The organism is Streptosporangium nondiastaticum, assembly GCF_003011965.1.
In the GTDB taxonomy this organism is placed as follows: domain Bacteria; phylum Actinomycetota; class Actinomycetes; order Streptomycetales; family Streptomycetaceae; genus Streptomyces; species Streptomyces nondiastaticus.
The window spans coordinates 1-18,211 of the sequence record NZ_PXWG01000040.1; the positions used below are offsets into that span (position 1 = coordinate 1).

Consider the following 18,211-nt stretch of genomic DNA (forward strand, 5'->3'; position numbering starts at 1 on the left):
GCTAAGCCTTTCAGCGCCGATGGTACTGCATGGGGGACCGTGTGGGAGAGTAGGACGCCGCCGAACGATTTTTAGAGAAAGCCCTGGTGGGAACCTTGAGTTCCTGCCAGGGCTTTTTCGCGTTCCCGGCCTTTAGTAGCGTGGCGCCCATGAGCGGCCGTGCGCAGTTGATGTGGGACGAGGCAGTAACGGGCTACGACTTCGGGCCCGGTCACCCCATGGACCCCGTACGGCTCGCCCTGACCATGCGGCTGGTCGAGGCCTTCGCCCTGGACCGGGCGCTCCGCGTCACCGCCGCTCGGCCCGCCGGCGAATCCACGCTGCGGCTGGTGCACCGCGAGGACTACATCGCCGCCGTCCGTGCCGCCTCCGCCGACCCGGCCTCGGCCGACGGCTCGTACGGGATCGGGACGGCCGACGTACCGGCCTTTCCCGCGATGCACGACGCATCGGCCCTCATCGCCGGACAGTCCGTGGCCGCCGCCGAAGCCGTATGGGGCGGTGAGGTCCGGCACGCGGTGAACTTCGCCGGCGGACTGCATCACGCGATGCCCGGGGCGGCCTCCGGGTTCTGCGTCTACAACGACGCCGCCCTCGCCGTCGCCCGGCTCCTGGAGCTCGGCGCCGAGCGGGTCGTGTATATCGACGTCGACGTGCACCACGGCGACGGCGTCCAGGCGGCGTTCTGGGAGGACCCGCGCGTCCTCACGATCTCCCTGCACGAGCACCCCAGCAGTCTCTTCCCGCAGACCGGCTGGCCCGAGGAGACCGGCTCCCCGTCCGCGGAGGGCAGCGCCGTCAACGTGGCCCTGCCGGCCGGCACGGGCGACGCGGGCTGGCTGCGGGCCTTCCACGCCGTGGTGCCCGAGCTGGTGGCGGCCTTCCGGCCGCAGGTGATCGTGACCCAGCACGGCGCGGACACCCACTTCGAGGACCCGCTGGCCCACCTCGCCGTCTCGCTCGACGCCCAGCGCCTGATCGCCGACGCCTGCCATTCCCTCTCGCACGAGCACGCGGACGGACGCTGGGTCGCCCTGGGCGGCGGCGGGTACGCCGTCGTGGACGTCGTGCCGCGCTCCTGGACCCATCTGGTGGCGATCGCCGCCCACGCGCCCGTGGCCCCCGAGACGGCTGTGCCGGAGGAGTGGCGGGCGGAAGTGTACCGACGCACCCGGCAGTTGGGGCCGCAGCGGATGACGGACGGAGCCCGGCCCGAGTGGAAGGACTTCGTGGATTGCGGTTACGACCCGGAGGACCGGCTGGACCAGGCGATCCTCGCCACCCGGCGGGCGGTCTTCCCGGCCCACGGCCTGCTGCCGTAGGAAGCCATTAGGCCGACCGTGGGATCCCCGCACGAACCCGCCCCGCACCACGCCGGCTTACGTCAGCATCGGAAGCGTGCTGCCGACCCGGCCGAGTGCTCCGCGTTCCACCGCTCCCTCCGCCACTACTGCTCCCTCTGCCCTCGCCGCTCCCACTGCCACCGCCGACCCCACCACCCTCGCCGATCTCACCGGCACCCCGACCCCTTCCTCCCTCCGCTCCCACCTCCTTCGCTCCGGTCTCGCCGGTGTCGTATCCACCACCCGGGAACGGAGTCTGAGCCGGTATCGGATGTTCGTGGCCGGGGATCCCCGGGCGCTGCTCGGGCTGGAGCCCGAACGGCGCTGGCGGCTGGGGGACTTGTTGCACCTGATGGCCGGCAAGTGCGGGGTTTCGGCCGATCCCGCCCACACTTCGGGGCAGGATGTCATCGACCCCGACCGTACGATCGTGGCACTGGGTGCCTTTGCCGACCGGCTGGCAGCGGTGGCCGAAGCCCGGGCTCCGGTGCTCGTCGGGACCGGTCATCCGCACCGGCTCCTGGACTTCTACGCCTCCTTGGCCGCCGCCCTCTCGGCGGCGGGATGTCCTGTCCTCAGCCCGGCGCAGGGCCGAAGTGTCGACATAACGACCCGGTTCGGGGTACGTACCTACAACCTGGACTACGTTCGAGGCGTCGCGCTGGTGCGTGAACCCGGCGCGCGTGGGTGCGGAAGTGAGCCGGGCGTACATACGCATTCTCCGCTCCCGCTTCGGCTGGCCCTGGGGGCGGCGATGGACGGTGACGGACCGCTGCCCGCGATGGTCATCGGGGACCACGGCTGGCTCTGCGGGGCAGGTCAGCTGGGTATTGAGGCCATCGGCCCCGCTGACGCGGACGACCCCGCGCCGTTCGCCGGACAGGCGGAGGGGCGGGTGTCCGTCGTCGTTCCGCTTGATGACACTGTGCGGTCTGATTACTACCGACCGCTTACTCGCTATGTACTCAATCGAGCGTGTCTGTCACAGTAGGCGGCCGATGGCTGCTCCTCTTCCCCACTCGCATCACCCGCCCCTAACCTGGGGAGTGAGCGCGCAGCGACGAGGAGTCACCGGAGGGGAAGCCGGTGCGCGTCATGTGCGGAAGGTTCAGGTGTGTCATGGCTGCTGACCAGAGGCCTCTCAACGAGGTCGTGTTCCTGACCGTGGCGGAAGTCGCCGCGGTGATGCGAGTGTCCAAGATGACCGTGTACCGCCTGGTGCACAGCGGTCATCTGCCGGCGATCAGGGTGGGCAGGTCGTTCCGGGTCCCGGAGCAAGCGGTGCACGAGTACCTCCGAGAGTCCTACGTGGGGGTGGAAACAGCCTGACGGGGGCCCTGGATTACGCTGATCGCCCGGTGCCGGGTAGGCTGGCCCGATGTAGGTCGTGTGGGCTCGGACGCCCCGCACCGAGTGAATCGATGTAAGCGAGGGTAGTCGTGGGCTCTGTTATCAAGAAGCGGCGTAAGCGGATGGCCAAGAAGAAGCACCGCAAGCTGCTCAAGCGCACGCGCGTTCAGCGTCGCAACAAGAAGTAAGCGGCACGCCGCTGTGCTCGTCCCGCAGCCCTTCCACCGATCATGGTGGGAGGGCTGCGGTGCATTGTGGGGGTCTGTGATGCGTTGTGGGCGGTCGCGGCTGCGTTGCGGTGAGTAAAGCTTCGGCTACGGCTTGAAATGTAGCTCCATGCATCGACCGGTCATCACAGCGCAACAACGACCCGCTACGGTGGCCGCGGCAGCACCACTCATGGGTTGGGTCCTGGGCGGGATCCCGGGCGATCGTGGGCAGAGGAAGGCGCTGATCTTGGGCAAGGTCGTGCTCGTCACCGGAGTCGCACGGCAGCTGGGCGGCCGGTTCGTCCGCCGCGTCCAGCGCGAGCCCGATGTGGACCGGGTGATCGGGGTGGACGCGGTGCCACCCGGGCACCATCTCGGCGGGGCCGATTTCATACGGGCGGACATCCGCCATCCCAGGATCGCGCGGGTTCTGGCCGAACACGGTGTGGACACGGTGGTCCACATGGATGTGAACGGCACTCCGCTGGGCAAGCGCGGCAGCCGGGCCTCGGTCAAGGAGACCAACGTCATCGGCACGATGCAGCTGCTCGGCGCCTGCCAGAAGACGCCGTCGGTGAAGCGGCTGGTGGTCAAGTCCAGCACGAACGTCTACGGGTCCGCGCCACGCGATCCGGCGATCTTCACCGAGACCACCCCGCCCAAGTCGCTGCCCAGCGGAGGCTTCGCCAAGGACGTCGTCGAGGTCGAGGGCTACGTGCGCGGCTTCGCCCGCCGCCGGCCCGACGTGGCGGTGTGCGTGCTGCGCTTCGCGAACATCCTCGGGCCGTGCGCCGACTCGCCGCTCGCGGAGTACTTCGCGCTGCCCGTGCTGCCCACCGTCCTCGGCTTCGACCCGCGGCTGCAGTTCGTGCACGAGGACGACGTCATCGAGGTGCTGCGGATCGCCTCCGGGGAGCCCCGCAGGGGGACGCTCAACAGCGGCACGTTCAACGTCGCGGGCGACGGCGTGCTGCTGCTCTCCCAGGCGGCGCGCCGCCTCGGGCGCCCCACCCTCCCCTTCTTCCTGCCGACCGTCACCTGGGTCGGCTCCGCGCTGCGGTCGGTCGGCGTGACGGACTTCTCGCCCGAGCAGATCCGGCTCCTCACCCACGGGCGGGTCGTCAGGACCACCCAGATGCGCGAGACCCTCGGCTTCGACCCGCGCCACACCACGGCGGGGGCGTTCGAGGACTACGCGCGCAGCCGGGGCCCCGGGCTGCTGCCGCCCGAGACCCTTGCCCGTACCGTCGACCGGATCGCCGCGGCACTGCCTGCCGGCCGCGGCCAGAAGTGAGGAGCGCACCCACCATGGCGGACGCGAAGGTCATCCCGTTCGGCGGCGAGGAGCCGCGGTCCAAGCGCGGCAAGGGCAAGCGGCCGGGGCGGGCCCGTACGAGCCGGATGTCGTCCTCCCTCGCGCCCGTGCCGCCGCAGCGGCACCTGGACCGGGCCGAGGACGCCCGGGCCGTGTCCGAGGAGCCTGCGGCCGCGGTGGAGGGCGTGGAGCGGGCGGCGGAGGCCGCGCCGTCCGGCGGCTGGGACCGGCGGCTGGCGCACGGGCTGAGCTTCCTGCGGCGGCGGATCACCGGCGAGTACGAGGTCGACGAGTTCGGCTACGACGAGGAGCTCACGGACCAGGTCCTGATGTCCGCGCTGCGGCCCTTCTACGAGAGGTACTTCCGGGTCGAGGTGAAGGGCATCGAGAACATCCCGGACAAGGGCGCGGCCCTGGTCGTCGCCAACCACTCGGGCACGCTGCCGGTGGACGGGCTGATGCTGCAGGTCGCGGTCCACGACCACCACCCGGCGGACCGGCACATCAGGATGCTCGCCGCGGACCTGGTCTTCATGCTGCCGGGCGTCAACGAGATCTCCCGGAAGCTCGGGCACACGCTCGCCTGCGCGGAGGACGCCCAGCAGCTGCTGGAGCGGGGCGAGGTGGTCGGCGTGATGCCGGAGGGGTTCAAGGGGATCGGGAAGCCGTTCTCGGAGCGGTACAAGCTGCAGCGGTTCGGCCGGGGCGGCTTCGTGTCGACGGCACTGCGTGCCGGGGCGCCGATCGTGCCGTGCTCGATCGTGGGGGCCGAGGAGATCTATCCGATGCTCGGCAACGCGCGGACGGTGGCCCGGCTGCTGGGGATCCCGTACTTCCCGCTGACGCCGTCGTGGCCCTGGCTGGGGCCGCTGGGGCTGGTGCCGCTGCCGACGAAGTGGACGATCCAGTTCGGGGAGCCGATCCCGACGGACGGGTATCCGGCGGAGGCGGCGGACGACCCGATGCTGATGTTCAACCTGACCGACCAGGTACGAGAAACGATTCAGCACACGCTCTACAAGCTGCTCGTGCAGCGGCGTTCGGTGTTCTTCTGATCCGTTCAGAAGAACACCGAACGCCGCCCCGGCCCTACTTCGCCCCGGCCCTACTTCGGGTCCTCGCCGCCCTGGATCCCCAGCCCGGGGATGATCTGCGGCAGCACCGGCGGGATGTCGATGCTCGGCTGCTTGGCCGGCTTGCTGTCCTTGCTGCGGGGCGTGCCGCCCGGGCTGGCGCTGCCGGGGGGTGACGGGGGCTTGAGCAGCCCCGTGCCGCCGAGGAGGCCCTCGTGCTCCTCATGGGCGCCCGGGGACGCCGGCTGCTGCTTGCTGCCGCCCGCGTGCTTCCCGCCGCCTCCGGCCGAGGCGGACGGCTGCGGGGTGTGCCGCGCGGTGTGCCCCGGCGTGCCGGCCCGGTCCGTCTCGGGCTGGGCGGGGGAGCCGTGCTTGCCGTGGTGCGCGGGGGGCAGCAGGGACCGCAGCGAGCCGACCTCATCGTCTATGGCCGAGAGGACCGAGCTCACCTCGGCGCCCACGTCGGCCAGTTGGACCGGGAGCTTCTCGCGGAGCTGGCTCCAGCTCTCGCGGTGCGAGGCCGCGAAGCTGGAGAGCCGCTGGATGGGGCCGATCGAGCGGTCGTGCTTGTAGGCGGTGTGGAGCAGGCGGTGGCCCTCGGAGGCGTCCTGGCGCATGCCGGAGAGGGTCCTGCGGATCTCGCCGAGGACCTCATGGTCCAGGTGGCCGCCGAGCTTGCCGCGCTCCATCAGGCGGCGGGCCTCCTGCAGGCGGGTCGAGGCCCGGTCGAGCAGCAGGCCGCCGCGGTCGGAGTCGTCGTCGGCCATGCCGAGGCGGAGATCCTCCATGCCGCGCTTGAGCGGGTAGAGCGAGTCGCCGGGCAGGGCGTTGGAACTGGCCGCCGCCACGCCGCCGAACGCGCCCGCCGCCACGCCCACGGTCAGGCCGCCCGCCGCGAGCCCCTTGGACCAGCGGGAGCGCGGCCGGAGCCGGCTCAGGGCGCGGTGGGCACCGCGGCCCGAGCGGCGGGTCTTCTGCTCGGGGAGGGACGCGGAGTCACCCCCGGCGAACTGGGTCTCCATGGCAGCGATGAGCTGCGCCCGCTGCACGGCCCTGGTCTCGGGGTCGAGACCGGGCCGGGGCAGTTCTCCGAGCCGGCCCGTCAGGGCCAGCAGCCTGCCCTGCTCGGCGCCTTCGGCCGGCGGATCGGGCTCTGTGGCCGCCGTGCCCTGGACTTCCTGATGCTCCAGGGACTGGGCGAAGGCGTTCGCCCGCCGGTGCGCCGATACGTTCGCGATCACAGGCGGCACCTCCTCTCGTCATGACGGTCGACTCCTCTGAACACCTGGAGGGTTGCACGCCGTGATGAGCATCCACTCGATCGAGTGAGTGGCTGCGGGCATGGCGTGACCGCAGGGAGTCTGCATCCCGCACAACGACGGGCGCATCGGGCGGGTTACGCGTCCCGGGCGATGTGACCGCTGGTGAGTGAACGCTCGCAAATGGTTAACGCGCGTCGTCGGGCAGGAGGCGGGCCAGGGTGCGGACCGCCCGGTACTGGAGGGTCTTGATGGCGCCCTCGTTCTTGCCCATGACGCGGGCGGTCTCGGCGACGGAGAGCCCCTGCAGGAAGCGCAGGGTGACGCACTCCTGCTGCTGGGGATTGAGCTTGCGCACCGCCTCCAGCAGCGCGGCGTTGGACAGGGACTCCAGGACGGAGTCCTCCGGGCTGCGCTCGACCTCATTGGCGTCGAGCATCTCGCCGGTGGTCACCTCGAGCCGGAACCGCGACGACTTGAAGTGGTCGGCGACCAGATTGCGGGCGATCGTCACGAGCCAGGCGCCGAAGTCGCGCCCCTGCCAGGTGAAGGTGCCGATGCGGCGCAGGGCGCGCAGGAACGTCTCACTGGTGAGGTCCTCCGCGGTGGCCCGGCTGCCCACCCGGTAGTAGATGTAGCGGTAGACCGTATCGGCGTACTGGTCGTAGAGGCGGCCGAAGGCCTCGGCCTCCCCGGCCTGGGCGCGCTCCACGAGATCGAGCATGCGGGCGCTGTCGCTGTCCGCGCTGGGGCGGCGCGTTGACGTGGCGGAGCCGGAGGACGCGGCGGACGGCGCGGTGGCCGCACCGCCGCGGCGGGCGGCCCGTCTGCCCACCGCCGCGCTGCTTTCGGCGAGGGCGTAGCAGGGGCCGGCGTGACCGGCGCGGCCGCCTCCTGCGGCAGGGGCGAGCGTGGCGAGGGCGGGGACGGCGTACGCGGTGGGGACGAAGCCGCGCAGGCGGTCGAGGACCGTTGCGCGAAGCGTAGCCAGGCCCGAGGCGTCAACCCCGACGTGTGGGTACACGGGACTCCCAGAGGCAGAGCTTCCATCACGTGCAGTACGGAACCGTTCACTCGTCGTAGGGACAAGGGGGCACCGGTTTGCGTCTGAGGAGAATAACGCTTCGTACAGGCAGCACTACACCGAGTTGCTCAAATCATCGTTTCCGTTCGATCTCTTACCGGTTCGAGATCGATCAAATATCGAACTATGAAAGGAGGTTGAACAGATTTGGTCATGGTGTGGCCGAATGGGCGGCGTGTTGTGGCAATCCGGGCGCGGAAGGACTGGGGGGAAGGATGTGAGGGTATGAAGACAGGATTGCCTGAGAGTGACGGTCGGCTACGCGCTGTTGCCGAACCCTTGTGGCGACCGCGCGGGTGGTGGCGCGAAGTGAACGGCGTGCCGCCGTGACAGAGCCGCCCCGGAGCCGCTAGAGCGCGGCTGCCGGGGCGGAGGAGCGGAAAAACCGGAAGAACCGGAAGAGCCGGAAGAAGGGGCGTGCGTCAGCGCCTGCGCCGGTGCAGGGCGATCGCCGCGGCCGCGCCGCCCGCCAGGGCGCCCACGCCGGCCGCCGCCGGGATGCCGACCTTGGCCGCCTTGCGGCCCGTACGGTAGTCGCGCAGCCGCCAGCCGTGCTCGCGGGCGTGCTTGCGCAGCCGGCCGTCGGGGTTGACGGCGTAGGGGTGTCCCACGAGGGACAGCATCGGGATGTCGTTGGCGGAGTCGCTGTACGCCGCGCAGCGGTCCAGCTCCAGGCCCTCGGCCGCGGCCAGGGCGCGGACGGCCTCGGCCTTCGCCGGGCCGTGCAGCGGCTCGCCGACGAGCTTGCCGGTGTAGACGCCGCCGATCGACTCGGCGACGGTGCCGAGGGCGCCGGTCAGGCCGAGGCGCCGGGCGATGATCGTCGCGGCCTCGACGGGCGCGGCGGTGACGAGCCAGACCTTCTGGCCCGCGTCGAGGTGGGCCTGGGCGAGCGCGCGGGTGCCGGGCCAGATCCGCTCGGCCATGTACTCGTCGTAGATCTCCTCGCCGATGGTCATCAGCTCGGAGACGCGGTGGCCCTTGACGATGGACAGGGCGCTGTCGCGGGCGTCCTGCATGTGCTCGGCGTCCTCGCCGGCCAGCCGGAACCACACCTGCTGCCAGGCGAAGCGGGCGAGCTCGCGCTTCTGGAAGAACCGCCGCTTGTACAGGCCGCGCCCGAAGTGGAAGAGGGAGGCGCCCTGCATGACGGTGTTGTCGAGGTCGAAGAAGGCCGCCGCCTGTACGTCGCCGACGACCGGGAAGTCCGGCTCGGCCGGCTCCTGCGCGCCCTCCAGGGCGCTCTCGGCGGCGCTCTCCTGAGCGGTCTTGCGGGCTGCCTCCGCCGCGGCCTCGCCTGCCAGCACGCTGCGTGCCGTGGCAGAGCGCCTGCGCGGAGTGATCCATCCCAGTGCGGCCATGGCCCGAGCATAGCCAGTATGTTCGGGGTAACCGGAGTCGGGATGATTCCGGGGCGTGAACTTCCCTTGACGCTCCGGTTACGCCCGGCGGGGCGGCGTGCGGCGGGGCGGGCAGGAGGGTGTGGCCCGGGGCGGGTGCGGGTCAGCCCGTCAGGGCCTTGCGGAGGCGGTCGGGGTCCACGCGCCAGAAGTCGTGCTGGGCGCCGTCGACGAGGATCACGGGGATCTGCTCCCAGTACTTGCGGTGGAGCTCCTCGTCCTGGGTGATGTCCTTCTTCTCCCAGCGGGCACCCAGTTCGCCGCAGACGTCGGCGATGACGGCCTCGGCGGCGTCGCACAGATGGCAGCCGGGCTTGCCGATCAGGGTGACCGTGCTGTCGGCGGGGTTCTTGCGGGGGCGGCGGCGCAGCAGGGGGGTCATGTCCGCCATTGTGCCCGCACCCCGTGTGCCTCCGTGTGCTCCTGTGCGCGCCCGTATGCAATGACGTGCTCCCGGCTCGCTCAAACGTGCTGGATGGGTGCCTGAGTCGACTACCATCATGTGGCGATTTGATGGTGTCCGGGGTTTTTCCCGGCAGGGTGTCCGGGGCCGGCCCCCTCCGGTGAGCAGCAGTGAGTCAGCAGTGAGTCAGGAGTGAGCGCCCGTGTCCGCGTCGACGCTCCCTTGGGTCGCGTGTGACAGGAGTGGCTGCTGTGGCAGTCCGGCCGGTCGTCCCCGGAAGGGGCCGAATGGTTCCCGCTCAGGGCCGAAAGGCCGCGTGACACCGGTCACTTTGACCGGGCAAAACGGACACCATCTTTGTGCACGCGTTCACAAAGGCATAGCCTGCGTTCGACGGGGCGGTCCTGGGACGAGGCGCCGCCCGCAGCCCCGCTCTACCCGCAGGAGCACCGTGGCAACTGGCCGAACTCACCGACCGGCGACCCGAAGCCGAGGGATTCCCGAGGCCACCGTCGCCCGGCTTCCGCTGTACCTGCGCGCACTGACCGCGCTCTCCGAGCGCTCGGTGCCCACGGTCTCCTCCGAGGAGCTCGCGACCGCGGCGGGCGTCAACTCCGCCAAGCTCCGCAAGGACTTCAGCTACCTCGGCTCGTACGGCACGCGCGGGGTCGGCTACGACGTCGAGTACCTCGTCTACCAGATCTCCCGCGAGCTCGGCCTGACCCAGGACTGGCCGGTCGTCATCGTCGGCATCGGCAACCTCGGCGCGGCCCTCGCCAACTACGGCGGCTTCGCCTCCCGCGGCTTCCGCGTCGCGGCCCTGATCGACGCGGACCCCGCGATGGCCGGCAAGCCGGTCGCCGGGCTGCCCGTGCGCCACACCGACGAGCTCGAGTCGATCATCACCGACAACGACGTCTCCATCGGCGTCATCGCCACCCCGGCCGGCGCGGCCCAGCAGGTCTGCGACCGGCTCGTGGCCGCCGGCGTCACCTCGATCCTCAACTTCGCGCCGACCGTGCTCTCCGTGCCCGAAGGCGTGGACGTCCGCAAGGTCGACCTCTCGATCGAGCTGCAGATCCTCGCCTTCCACGAGCAGCGCAAGGCCGGCGAGGAGACCACCTCCGCGCAGGAGCCCGCCGCCGCCGTGCAGCCCCGCTCCGGCGCGGCCGTGCGCACGCCCGCGGCAGGCCGGGCGGCCGGAAAGGGACCGGACGGGGACGTCCCCGCCGTGATGCCGGCATGAGCCTCCTCGTCGTCGGACTGAGCCACCGCAGCGCGCCGGTGAGCGTGCTGGAGCGCGCCGCCCTCGCGCGCGAGGCGCAGGCGAAGCTGCTGCAGGACACCCTCGCGGCCGAGCCCGCCACCGAGGCGGCCGTGCTCGCCACGTGCAACCGCATCGAGCTCTACGCCGACGTGGACAAGTTCCACGCCGGTGTGGCCGAGCTGTCCACGCTCCTCGCCCAGCACACGGGCGTCGGACTGGACGAGCTCACTCCGTATCTCTATGTGCACTACGAGGACCGGGCCGTCCACCACCTCTTCTCGGTGGCGTGCGGGCTGGACTCGATGGTCGTCGGCGAGGGCCAGATCCTCGGCCAGATCAAGGACGCCCTCGCCCTCGGCCAGGAGCTGCACACCGCCGGCCGACTGCTGAACGACCTGTTCCAGCAGGCCCTGCGGGTCGGCAAGCGCGCCCACAGCGAGACCGGCATCGACCGCGCGGGCCAGTCGCTGGTCACCTTCGGCCTGGAGCGCCTCGCCGAGGGCGTGCCGCTCGGCGACTGGGCCGGCGGCAAGCGGGCCCTCGTCATCGGCGCCGGCTCGATGTCCTCCCTCGCCGCGGCGACGCTCGCGCGCGCGGGCGTGGCCCACGTGGCCGTCGCCAACCGCACGCTGGAGCGCGCCGAGCGCCTCGCGGAGATCCTCTGCGAGCCCGGTGCGGGCCGCGCCGCCGGCTTCACGGCCTCGGCCGTGGAGATGCGGGCCGTCCCGGACGAGCTCGTGCTCGCCGACGTCGTGGTCAGCTGCACCGGCGCCATGGGCGTCGTGCTCACGGCCGAGGCCATACGCGCCGCGCTGGCGTCCCGCGCGGATGAGGGCGGCGCCGCCGGTTCCGCCCGTACGGACCAGGGCCGTACGGACAGCTCCTGTCCGATCGACTCCGCCTGCGGCGACGCGGCCCGTACGGACGTCCGCCTCGCCCTCCTCGACCTCGCCATGCCGCGCGACATCGACGCCGCCGTGCACCGCCTCGACGGCGCCCGGCTCGTCGACATCGAGTCGCTCGCCGAGGCCTCCGCCGACGCGCCCATGGCCGCCGACGTCGACCAGGTGCGCACCATCGTCTCCGACGAGGTCGCCGCCTTCGGCGCCGCCCAGCGCGCCGCCCACATCACCCCCACCGTGGTCGCCCTGCGCACCATGGCCGCGGACGTCGTCGCGAGCGAGATCGCCCGGCTCGACGGCCGCCTGCCCGACCTGGACGACAAGCAGCGCGCGGAGATCACCCAGACCGTGCGCCGCGTCGTCGACAAGCTCCTCCACGCGCCGACCGTGCGCGTCAAGGAGCTGGCCTCCACCCCCGGCGGCGCCGGTTACGCCGACGCGCTGCGAGAGCTCTTCGACCTCGACCCGCAGGCGGTCGCCGCCGTCAGCCGGGCCGATTCGCAGGCCGGTACGCACAACACGGCACGGGAGCCGGCATGAACGACACCTCGACGCGGCCGCTGCGCCTCGGCACGCGCCGCAGCAAGCTCGCCATGGCCCAGTCCGGGCAGGTGGCGGAGGCCGTGCGGCAGCTGACCGGCCGCCCGGTCGAACTGGTGGAGATCACCACCTACGGCGACGTCTCGCGCGAGTCCCTCGCGCAGATCGGCGGCACCGGCGTCTTCGTCTCCGCGCTGCGCGACGCGCTGCTCGCGGGCGAGATCGACTTCGCCGTGCACTCCCTCAAGGACCTGCCGACCGCGCAGCCCGACGAGCTGGCCCTCGCGGCGATCCCGCCGCGCGAGGACCCGCGCGACGTGCTGATCGCCCGCGACGGCCTGACGTTCCAGGAGCTGGCGGCACAGCCGACGGTCGCCCGCATCGGCACCGGCTCCCCGCGCCGCATGGCCCAGCTCAACGCCTGGGCCCGCGACCTCGGCCTGGAGATCGAGACCGTGCCCATCCGCGGCAACATCGACACCCGCATCGGCTTCGTCACCAGTGGCGAGCTCGATGCCGTGGTGCTCGCCGCCGCGGGCCTCGCGCGGATCGGCCGCAGCGACGAGGTCACCCAGTTCCTGGAGACCGACGCAGTTTTGCCCGCCCCCGGCCAGGGGGCCCTGGCGATCGAGTGCGCCACGACCAACGCACCCCTCGCCGCGACGCTCGCCGAGCTCGACGACCCGTACACCCGGGCCGCCGTCACGGCCGAGCGTTCCCTGCTCGCCGCCCTGGAAGCCGGCTGCTCCGCACCCGTGGGTGCGCTGGCCGACTTGTTGGCCGACGGGCAGATTGTCACTGAAATGCGCCTGCGGGGCGTCGTCGGCACGACCGACGGCAAGACGCTGGTGCAGCTGTCCACCACCGGCCCCGTGCCGTCGTCCAGCGAGGAAGCCGTGGCCATGGGCCGCGAGCTCGCCGCTGCGATGCTCGACAAGGGTGCGGCCGGTCTTATGGGGGAGCGAGCACTTTGAACCCCACCGCCCCGAACCACCCCGTGCACGGGCACGTCACCTTCCTGGGTGCCGGCCCCGGAGACCCGGGACTGCTGACGCTCCGCGCCGTGGAGGCGCTCGCGGCAGCGGACGTCCTGATCGCCGATCCGCAGGTGCTCGACGTGGTGCGCACGCACGCGCGCGCCCATGTGGACATGCCTGCCCAGACGGTTACTGACGAGGCATCAAAAACCGCGGACGTCCCTGTCCTTAGGGACACCGCCAATCTTGTCATGACGGCCGCGCGCAGCGGCAAGCGGGTCGTCCGTGCGGTCCTCGGCGACCCCGGCCTCGACGGCGACGCCGCCGGCGAGATGCTCGCGTGCGCCGCCGAGGGCATCACCTTCGAGGTGGTCCCGGGCGTCGCCACGGCCGTCGGCGTGCCCGCCTACGCCGGTGTCCCGCTGCGCGACGGCAAGGGCGCCGACGTGCGCTTCGTCGACGCCCGCACCGCCTCGGCCACCTGCTGGTCCGAGGTCGGCGCGAGCGAGGTCACCGCGGTCGTCTCCACGACCCTCGACTCCGTCGTCTCCGCCGCCGGCGAACTGGTCTCCGCCGGCCGCGGCCCCGACACCCCGATGACCGTCACGGTCGCCGGCACCACCACCCGCCAGCGCACCTGGACCGCCACCCTCGGCAGCGTCGCCCAGGTCCTCAAGGCCGCCAAGGTGCTGCCCTCCGCCGACGGCGCCCAGCCCGTCATAGCCGTGGTCGGCGAGCGCAGCGCTGCCGAGCAGCGCGACCGGCTCTCCTGGTTCGAGTCCAAGCCGCTCTTCGGCTGGAACGTCCTCGTGCCGCGCACCAAGGAGCAGTCCGCCTCGCTCTCCGACCAGCTCCGCTCCTACGGCGCCGTGCCGAGCGAGGTCCCGACCATCGCCGTCGAGCCGCCGCGCACCCCCCAGCAGATGGAGCGCGCGGTCAAGGGCCTGGTCACCGGCCGCTACGAGTGGATCGCCTTCACGTCCGTGAACGCCGTCAAGGCCGTGCGCGAGAAGTTCGAGGAGTACGGGCTCGACGCGCGCGCCTTCGCCGGCATCAAGGTCGCGGCCGTCGGCGAGCAGACCGCCAAGTCGCTGATCGAGTTCGGCGTCAAGCCCGACCTCGTGCCGTCCGGCGAGCAGTCCGCCGCCGGCCTGCTGGAGGACTGGCCGCCCTACGACCCGGTCTTCGACCCGATCGACCGCGTCTTCCTGCCGCGCGCCGACATCGCCACCGAGACCCTGGTCGCCGGCCTGATCGACCTGGGCTGGGAGGTCGACGACGTCACCGCGTACCGCACCGTACGGGCCTCGCCGCCGCCGGCCGAGACCCGCGAGGCGATCAAGGGCGGCGGCTTCGACGCCGTGCTCTTCACCTCGTCGAGCACGGTCCGCAACCTCGTCGGCATCGCCGGCAAGCCCCACAATGTCACCGTCATCGCCTGCATCGGCCCGGCCACCGCGAAGACCGCGGAGGAGCACGGCCTGCGGGTGGACGTGCTGTCGCCCGAGCCCTCGGTGCTCAAGCTCGCCGAGGCGCTCGCGGAGTTCGGCGCGGCCCGCCGCGACGCCGCCCTGGAGGCCGGCGACCCGGTCACCCGCCCGAGCGAGCGACGTCCCGGATCGCGTAGAAGGGCACGGAGTTGAGCACCACGTACGGCACGTTCCCGGGGTCCCGGCCCCGGCGACTGCGCACCACCCCGGCCATGCGCCGCATGGTCGCCGAGACCCGGCTGCACCCGGCCGACCTGATCCTCCCCGCCTTCGTGCGGGAGGGCATCAGCACCCCGGCGCCGATCTCCGCGATGCCGGGCGTCGTCCAGCACACCCGCGACACCCTGCGGAAGGCGGCCGTCGAGGCGCTGGAGGCCGGCGTCGCCGGGATCATGCTCTTCGGCGTGCCCGAGGAGGCCAAGAAGGACGCCGCCGGCACCGCCGGCACCGACCCGGACGGCATCCTCCAGGTCGCCATCCGCGACGTGAAGGCCGAGGTCGGCGACGAGCTCGTCATCATGTCCGACCTGTGCCTGGACGAGTTCACCGACCACGGCCACTGCGGCGTCCTCGACGCCTCCGGCCGCGTCGACAACGACGCCACCCTCGAGCGCTACGCCGAGATGGCCCAGGTGCAGGCCGACGCCGGCGTCCACATCGTGGGCCCCAGCGGCATGATGGACGGCCAGGTCGGCGTCATCCGCGACGCCCTCGACCAGACCGGCCACGAGGACGTCTCCGTCCTCGCCTACACCGTCAAGTACTCGTCCGCGTTCTACGGGCCCTTCCGGGAGGCCGTCGGCTCCTCCCTGCAGGGCGACCGCAAGACGTACCAGCAGGACCCGGCCAACTCCCGCGAGTCGATGCGCGAGCTCGCCCTCGACCTCGCCGAAGGCGCCGACATGGTCATGGTCAAGCCGGCCCTGCCCTACCTGGACGTCCTCGCCAAGGTCGCCGACACCGTCGACGTGCCCGTCGCCGCGTACCAGATCAGCGGCGAGTACGCGATGGTCGAGGCCGCCGCCGCCAACGGCTGGATCGACCGCGACCGCGCGATCATGGAGACCCTCACCGGCATCAAGCGCGCCGGCGCCGACATGATCCTCACCTACTGGGCGACCGAAGTCGCACGGCAGCTCTGACGCTCTGACGCGATCGTCCGAGAACGTCAAAGGGCCGGTGCCCGGGGGAATTCCGCCGAAACAGTGGAAAGCCCCCGGACACCGGCCCTAGCTTGTGGCGCACACCGACCCCTCCGCGGAGACGCGCCCATGAGCACCGACCCAGGGCTCCCCGACAGCTGGGAATACACCCTCCAGGTCCCCTGCGACCCTCTCGCGCCCTGCATCGCCCGCCGCACCCTCCGCACGATCTTCGAGGAGCACGGCCTCGCGCGCGTCGCCGAAACCGCCGAACTGCTCACCTCGGAACTGGTCACCAACTCCTACCGGCACTCCGACGGGCCCGCCTCTGTACGCGTCAGACGCGAGGGCAAGGGCAGCGCGGTGCGCGTGACCGTCTGGGACACCAACCCCGCCCTGCCCGGCCTGCAGCTCACCGCCCTGCCCCGCGAGGACGCCGAGGAAGGACGCGGCCTCGCCCTCGTCATGCGCTGCGCCGACAGCTGGGGAGGATTCGCGCTGCGCCGGCAGCCCCAGGGGCTCACCGGCAAGCTCGTCTGGTTCGAACTGGGCGGGGACGAGGCCCGGGACGGGAAAAGGGGCGGGCCCGGCGGAACAGCCGCCTGACCCGCCCCCGCACACACCAGGTGTTACAGGCGCTCGGGCGTCCGGATGCCCAGCAGCTCCATGCCCTGCCGCAGCGTGCGCGCCGTCAGATCGCACAGGAACAGGCGGTTCTCCACCTGCGCCTCCTCCTCGGCCTTCAGGACCGGGCACTGGTCGTAGAACGTCGTGTACAGCGACGCCAGCTGGTAGAGGTAACCGGCCAGCTTGTGCGGCGCGAACTCCCCGGCGGCCTCCGCCACCGTCGCCGCGAACTGGTCCAGGTGCAGGCCCAGCGCCCGCTCGGCCGGAGCCAGCGCCAGCTCCGGGTGCGCCACCGGAGCGGCCTCCCCCGCCTTGCGCAGGATCGACTGGATGCGCGCGAACGCGTACTGGAGGTAGACCGACGTGTCGCCGTTGAGGGACACCATCTGATCCAGGTCGAACTTGTAGTCACGGGCCGCCGACGTCGACAGGTCCGCGTACTTCACGGCGCCGATGCCCACCTGGGCACCACGCTCCGCGATCTCCTCCTCCGTGAGGTCCTGCGCCTTCTCGCGGACGATCGCCGACGCGCGGTCGATGGCCTCGTCCAGCAGGTCCACCAGCCGGACCGTCTCGCCCTCACGCGTCTTGAACGGCTTGCCGTCCTTGCCCAGCACCGTGCCGAAGCCCAGCTGCACGGCCTTGACGTCGTCCGTCAGCCAGCCGGCCCGGCGGGCCGTCTCGAAGACCATCTTGAAGTGCAGGGACTGGCGGACGTCCACCACGTACAGCAGGGTGTCGGCCTTCAGGTTGAAGACGCGGTCGCGGATCGCGGACAGGTCGGTCGCCGCGTAGCCGAAGCCGCCGTCCGACTTCTGCACGATCAGCGGGACCGGATTGCCGTCCGGGCCCTTCACGTCGTCGAAGAACACGCACAGCGCGCCCTCCGAGCGCACCGCTACACCGGACTCCTCCAGCATCCGGCACGTCTCCGCCAGCATGTCGTTGTAGCCGGACTCGCCGACGATGTCCTCGTCACGGATCTCGACGTCCAGCTTGTCGAACACCGAGTAGAAGTAGATCTTCGACTCGTCGACGAACCGCTGCCAGAGCGCGAGGGTCTCCTCGTCGCCCGCCTGGAGGTCCACCACCCGGCGCCGGGCCCGCGCCTTGAACTCCTCGTCCGCGTCGAACAGCGCGCGCGACGCCTTGTACAGGCGGTTGAGGTTCGACATGGCCTCCTCGCCGGAGACCTCCCCCTCCGCCTTGTGGTCCAGCTCGTGGGGGTGCTCGATCAGGTACTGGATCAGCATGCCGAACTGGGTGCCCCAGTCGCCGATGTGGTGGCGGCTGATCACCTTCTCGCCCGTGAACTCCAGGATCCGGACGACCGCATTGCCGATCACCGAATTGCGCAGGTGGCCGACGTGCATCTCCTTGGCCACGTTCGGCTGGGCCCAGTCGATGACCGTCGTGCCGGGGTGCTCCGCGAGCGGGGCGCCGAGCCGCTCGTCCGCGGCGCGCGCGGCGAGGGTCTTCGTGATCGCCTCGTCCGCGATCGTGATGTTCAGGAAGCCGGGGCCCGAGACCTCGACCTCCTTGATCAGCTCACCGGCCGGAAGGCCCTCGACGACCTTGCCCGCCAGCTCGCGCGGGTTGCCCCCCAGCTTCTTGGCCAGCGCCAGCATCCCGTTCGCCTGGAAGTCGGCCCGGTCGCTTCGTCGCAGCAGCGGATCGGCGGCACCGGCCTCCGGCAGGGCTGCCGAGAGGGCGTCCGCGATGCGCTGGTGGAGCGAGGAAGCGAGGGAGGGAACCGAAGCCATGGGATGGGTGCCATTCCGGTAGACGGCATAGAACGAGTCCCGCCGATTATCCCATGCGCCTACCACG

At 71.5% G+C, this 18,211-nt stretch carries 17 protein-coding genes and 1 rRNA gene; 13 read left to right on the forward strand and 5 right to left on the reverse strand.

Features of this window, described 5'->3' with window-relative positions; genetic code table 11:
- From rrf to B7P34_RS16885, 7 genes are all read left to right on the forward strand, one after another.
- Positions 1-66, forward strand: a 5S ribosomal RNA gene (gene rrf, locus B7P34_RS39915); the annotation flags it as partial.
- A gap of 83 nt (positions 67-149) precedes the next feature.
- A complete protein-coding gene (locus B7P34_RS16860; RefSeq protein ID WP_106677380.1) occupies positions 150-1,322 on the forward strand; it encodes an acetoin utilization protein AcuC in 1,173 nt (390 codons plus the stop codon).
- Between the two features lie 76 nt (positions 1,323-1,398).
- Positions 1,399-2,334, forward strand: coding sequence for a phosphatase (locus B7P34_RS16865; RefSeq protein ID WP_223267924.1), 936 nt, complete (start codon positions 1,399-1,401; stop codon positions 2,332-2,334).
- A gap of 128 nt (positions 2,335-2,462) precedes the next feature.
- Positions 2,463-2,672 (forward strand): helix-turn-helix domain-containing protein, encoded by a 210-nt coding sequence (locus tag B7P34_RS16870; protein WP_123975194.1) that lies wholly within the window; start codon positions 2,463-2,465, stop codon positions 2,670-2,672.
- A 110-nt stretch (positions 2,673-2,782) separates the two neighbouring features.
- A complete protein-coding gene (locus B7P34_RS16875; RefSeq protein ID WP_003948845.1) occupies positions 2,783-2,881 on the forward strand; it encodes a 30S ribosomal protein bS22 in 99 nt (32 codons plus the stop codon).
- A gap of 268 nt (positions 2,882-3,149) precedes the next feature.
- Positions 3,150-4,196: an NAD-dependent epimerase/dehydratase family protein gene (locus B7P34_RS16880; protein ID WP_106677382.1), complete on the forward strand. Its 1,047-nt coding sequence runs from the start codon at positions 3,150-3,152 to the stop codon at positions 4,194-4,196.
- A 14-nt stretch (positions 4,197-4,210) separates the two neighbouring features.
- Positions 4,211-5,272, forward strand: a complete 1,062-nt coding sequence (locus B7P34_RS16885) for a lysophospholipid acyltransferase family protein (protein ID WP_106677384.1) — start codon at positions 4,211-4,213, stop codon at positions 5,270-5,272.
- Positions 5,273-5,322: 50 nt separating this feature from the next.
- On the opposite strand, the gene B7P34_RS16890 is transcribed toward B7P34_RS16885, so the two are convergent.
- The 4 genes from B7P34_RS16890 to B7P34_RS16905 all read right to left on the reverse strand — a co-directional run bounded on the left by B7P34_RS16890 (position 5,323) and on the right by B7P34_RS16905 (position 9,415).
- Positions 5,323-6,531, reverse strand: a complete 1,209-nt coding sequence (locus B7P34_RS16890; RefSeq protein WP_106677386.1) for a DUF5667 domain-containing protein — start codon at positions 6,529-6,531, stop codon at positions 5,323-5,325.
- A 205-nt stretch (positions 6,532-6,736) separates the two neighbouring features.
- Positions 6,737-7,573: an ECF subfamily RNA polymerase sigma factor, BldN family gene (locus B7P34_RS16895; protein ID WP_106677387.1), complete on the reverse strand. Its 837-nt coding sequence runs from the start codon at positions 7,571-7,573 to the stop codon at positions 6,737-6,739.
- Positions 7,574-8,055: 482 nt separating this feature from the next.
- Positions 8,056-8,994 (reverse strand): HAD family hydrolase, encoded by a 939-nt coding sequence (locus B7P34_RS16900; protein WP_106677389.1) that lies wholly within the window; start codon positions 8,992-8,994, stop codon positions 8,056-8,058.
- Between the two features lie 142 nt (positions 8,995-9,136).
- Positions 9,137-9,415 (reverse strand): glutaredoxin family protein, encoded by a 279-nt coding sequence (locus B7P34_RS16905; protein WP_106677456.1) that lies wholly within the window; start codon positions 9,413-9,415, stop codon positions 9,137-9,139.
- 472 nt (positions 9,416-9,887) lie between these two features.
- Here B7P34_RS16905 and B7P34_RS16910 point away from each other — a divergent pair, with 472 nt between their 5' ends.
- The 6 genes from B7P34_RS16910 (at position 9,888) to B7P34_RS16935 (ending at position 16,360) form a co-directional block, all read left to right on the forward strand.
- Complete coding sequence (locus B7P34_RS16910) at positions 9,888-10,682, forward strand: redox-sensing transcriptional repressor Rex (protein ID WP_106677391.1); 795 nt, start codon at positions 9,888-9,890, stop codon at positions 10,680-10,682.
- Positions 10,679-12,145 (forward strand): glutamyl-tRNA reductase, encoded by a 1,467-nt coding sequence (locus B7P34_RS16915; protein WP_106677393.1) that lies wholly within the window; start codon positions 10,679-10,681, stop codon positions 12,143-12,145. The genes B7P34_RS16910 and B7P34_RS16915 overlap by 4 nt, the downstream gene beginning before the upstream one ends.
- A complete protein-coding gene (gene hemC / locus B7P34_RS16920) occupies positions 12,142-13,119 on the forward strand; it encodes a hydroxymethylbilane synthase (RefSeq protein WP_106677395.1) in 978 nt (325 codons plus the stop codon). Before B7P34_RS16915 ends, hemC begins: the two co-directional genes overlap by 4 nt.
- On the forward strand, positions 13,116-14,765 hold the full coding sequence (locus tag B7P34_RS16925; protein WP_106677397.1) for a uroporphyrinogen-III synthase: 1,650 nt from the start codon (positions 13,116-13,118) through the stop codon (positions 14,763-14,765). Before hemC ends, B7P34_RS16925 begins: the two co-directional genes overlap by 4 nt.
- Positions 14,762-15,754 carry a porphobilinogen synthase gene (gene hemB / locus B7P34_RS16930; RefSeq protein ID WP_106677399.1) on the forward strand — a complete coding sequence of 331 codons (993 nt, stop codon included), beginning with the start codon at positions 14,762-14,764 and terminating at the stop codon, positions 15,752-15,754. Before B7P34_RS16925 ends, hemB begins: the two co-directional genes overlap by 4 nt.
- A 129-nt stretch (positions 15,755-15,883) precedes the next feature.
- A complete protein-coding gene (locus tag B7P34_RS16935) occupies positions 15,884-16,360 on the forward strand; it encodes an ATP-binding protein (protein WP_106677401.1) in 477 nt (158 codons plus the stop codon).
- Positions 16,361-16,383: 23 nt separating this feature from the next.
- On the opposite strand, the gene argS is transcribed toward B7P34_RS16935, so the two are convergent.
- On the reverse strand, positions 16,384-18,144 hold the full coding sequence (argS, locus tag B7P34_RS16940) for an arginine--tRNA ligase (RefSeq protein WP_106677403.1): 1,761 nt from the start codon (positions 18,142-18,144) through the stop codon (positions 16,384-16,386).
- Positions 18,145-18,211 lie beyond the last annotated feature (67 nt).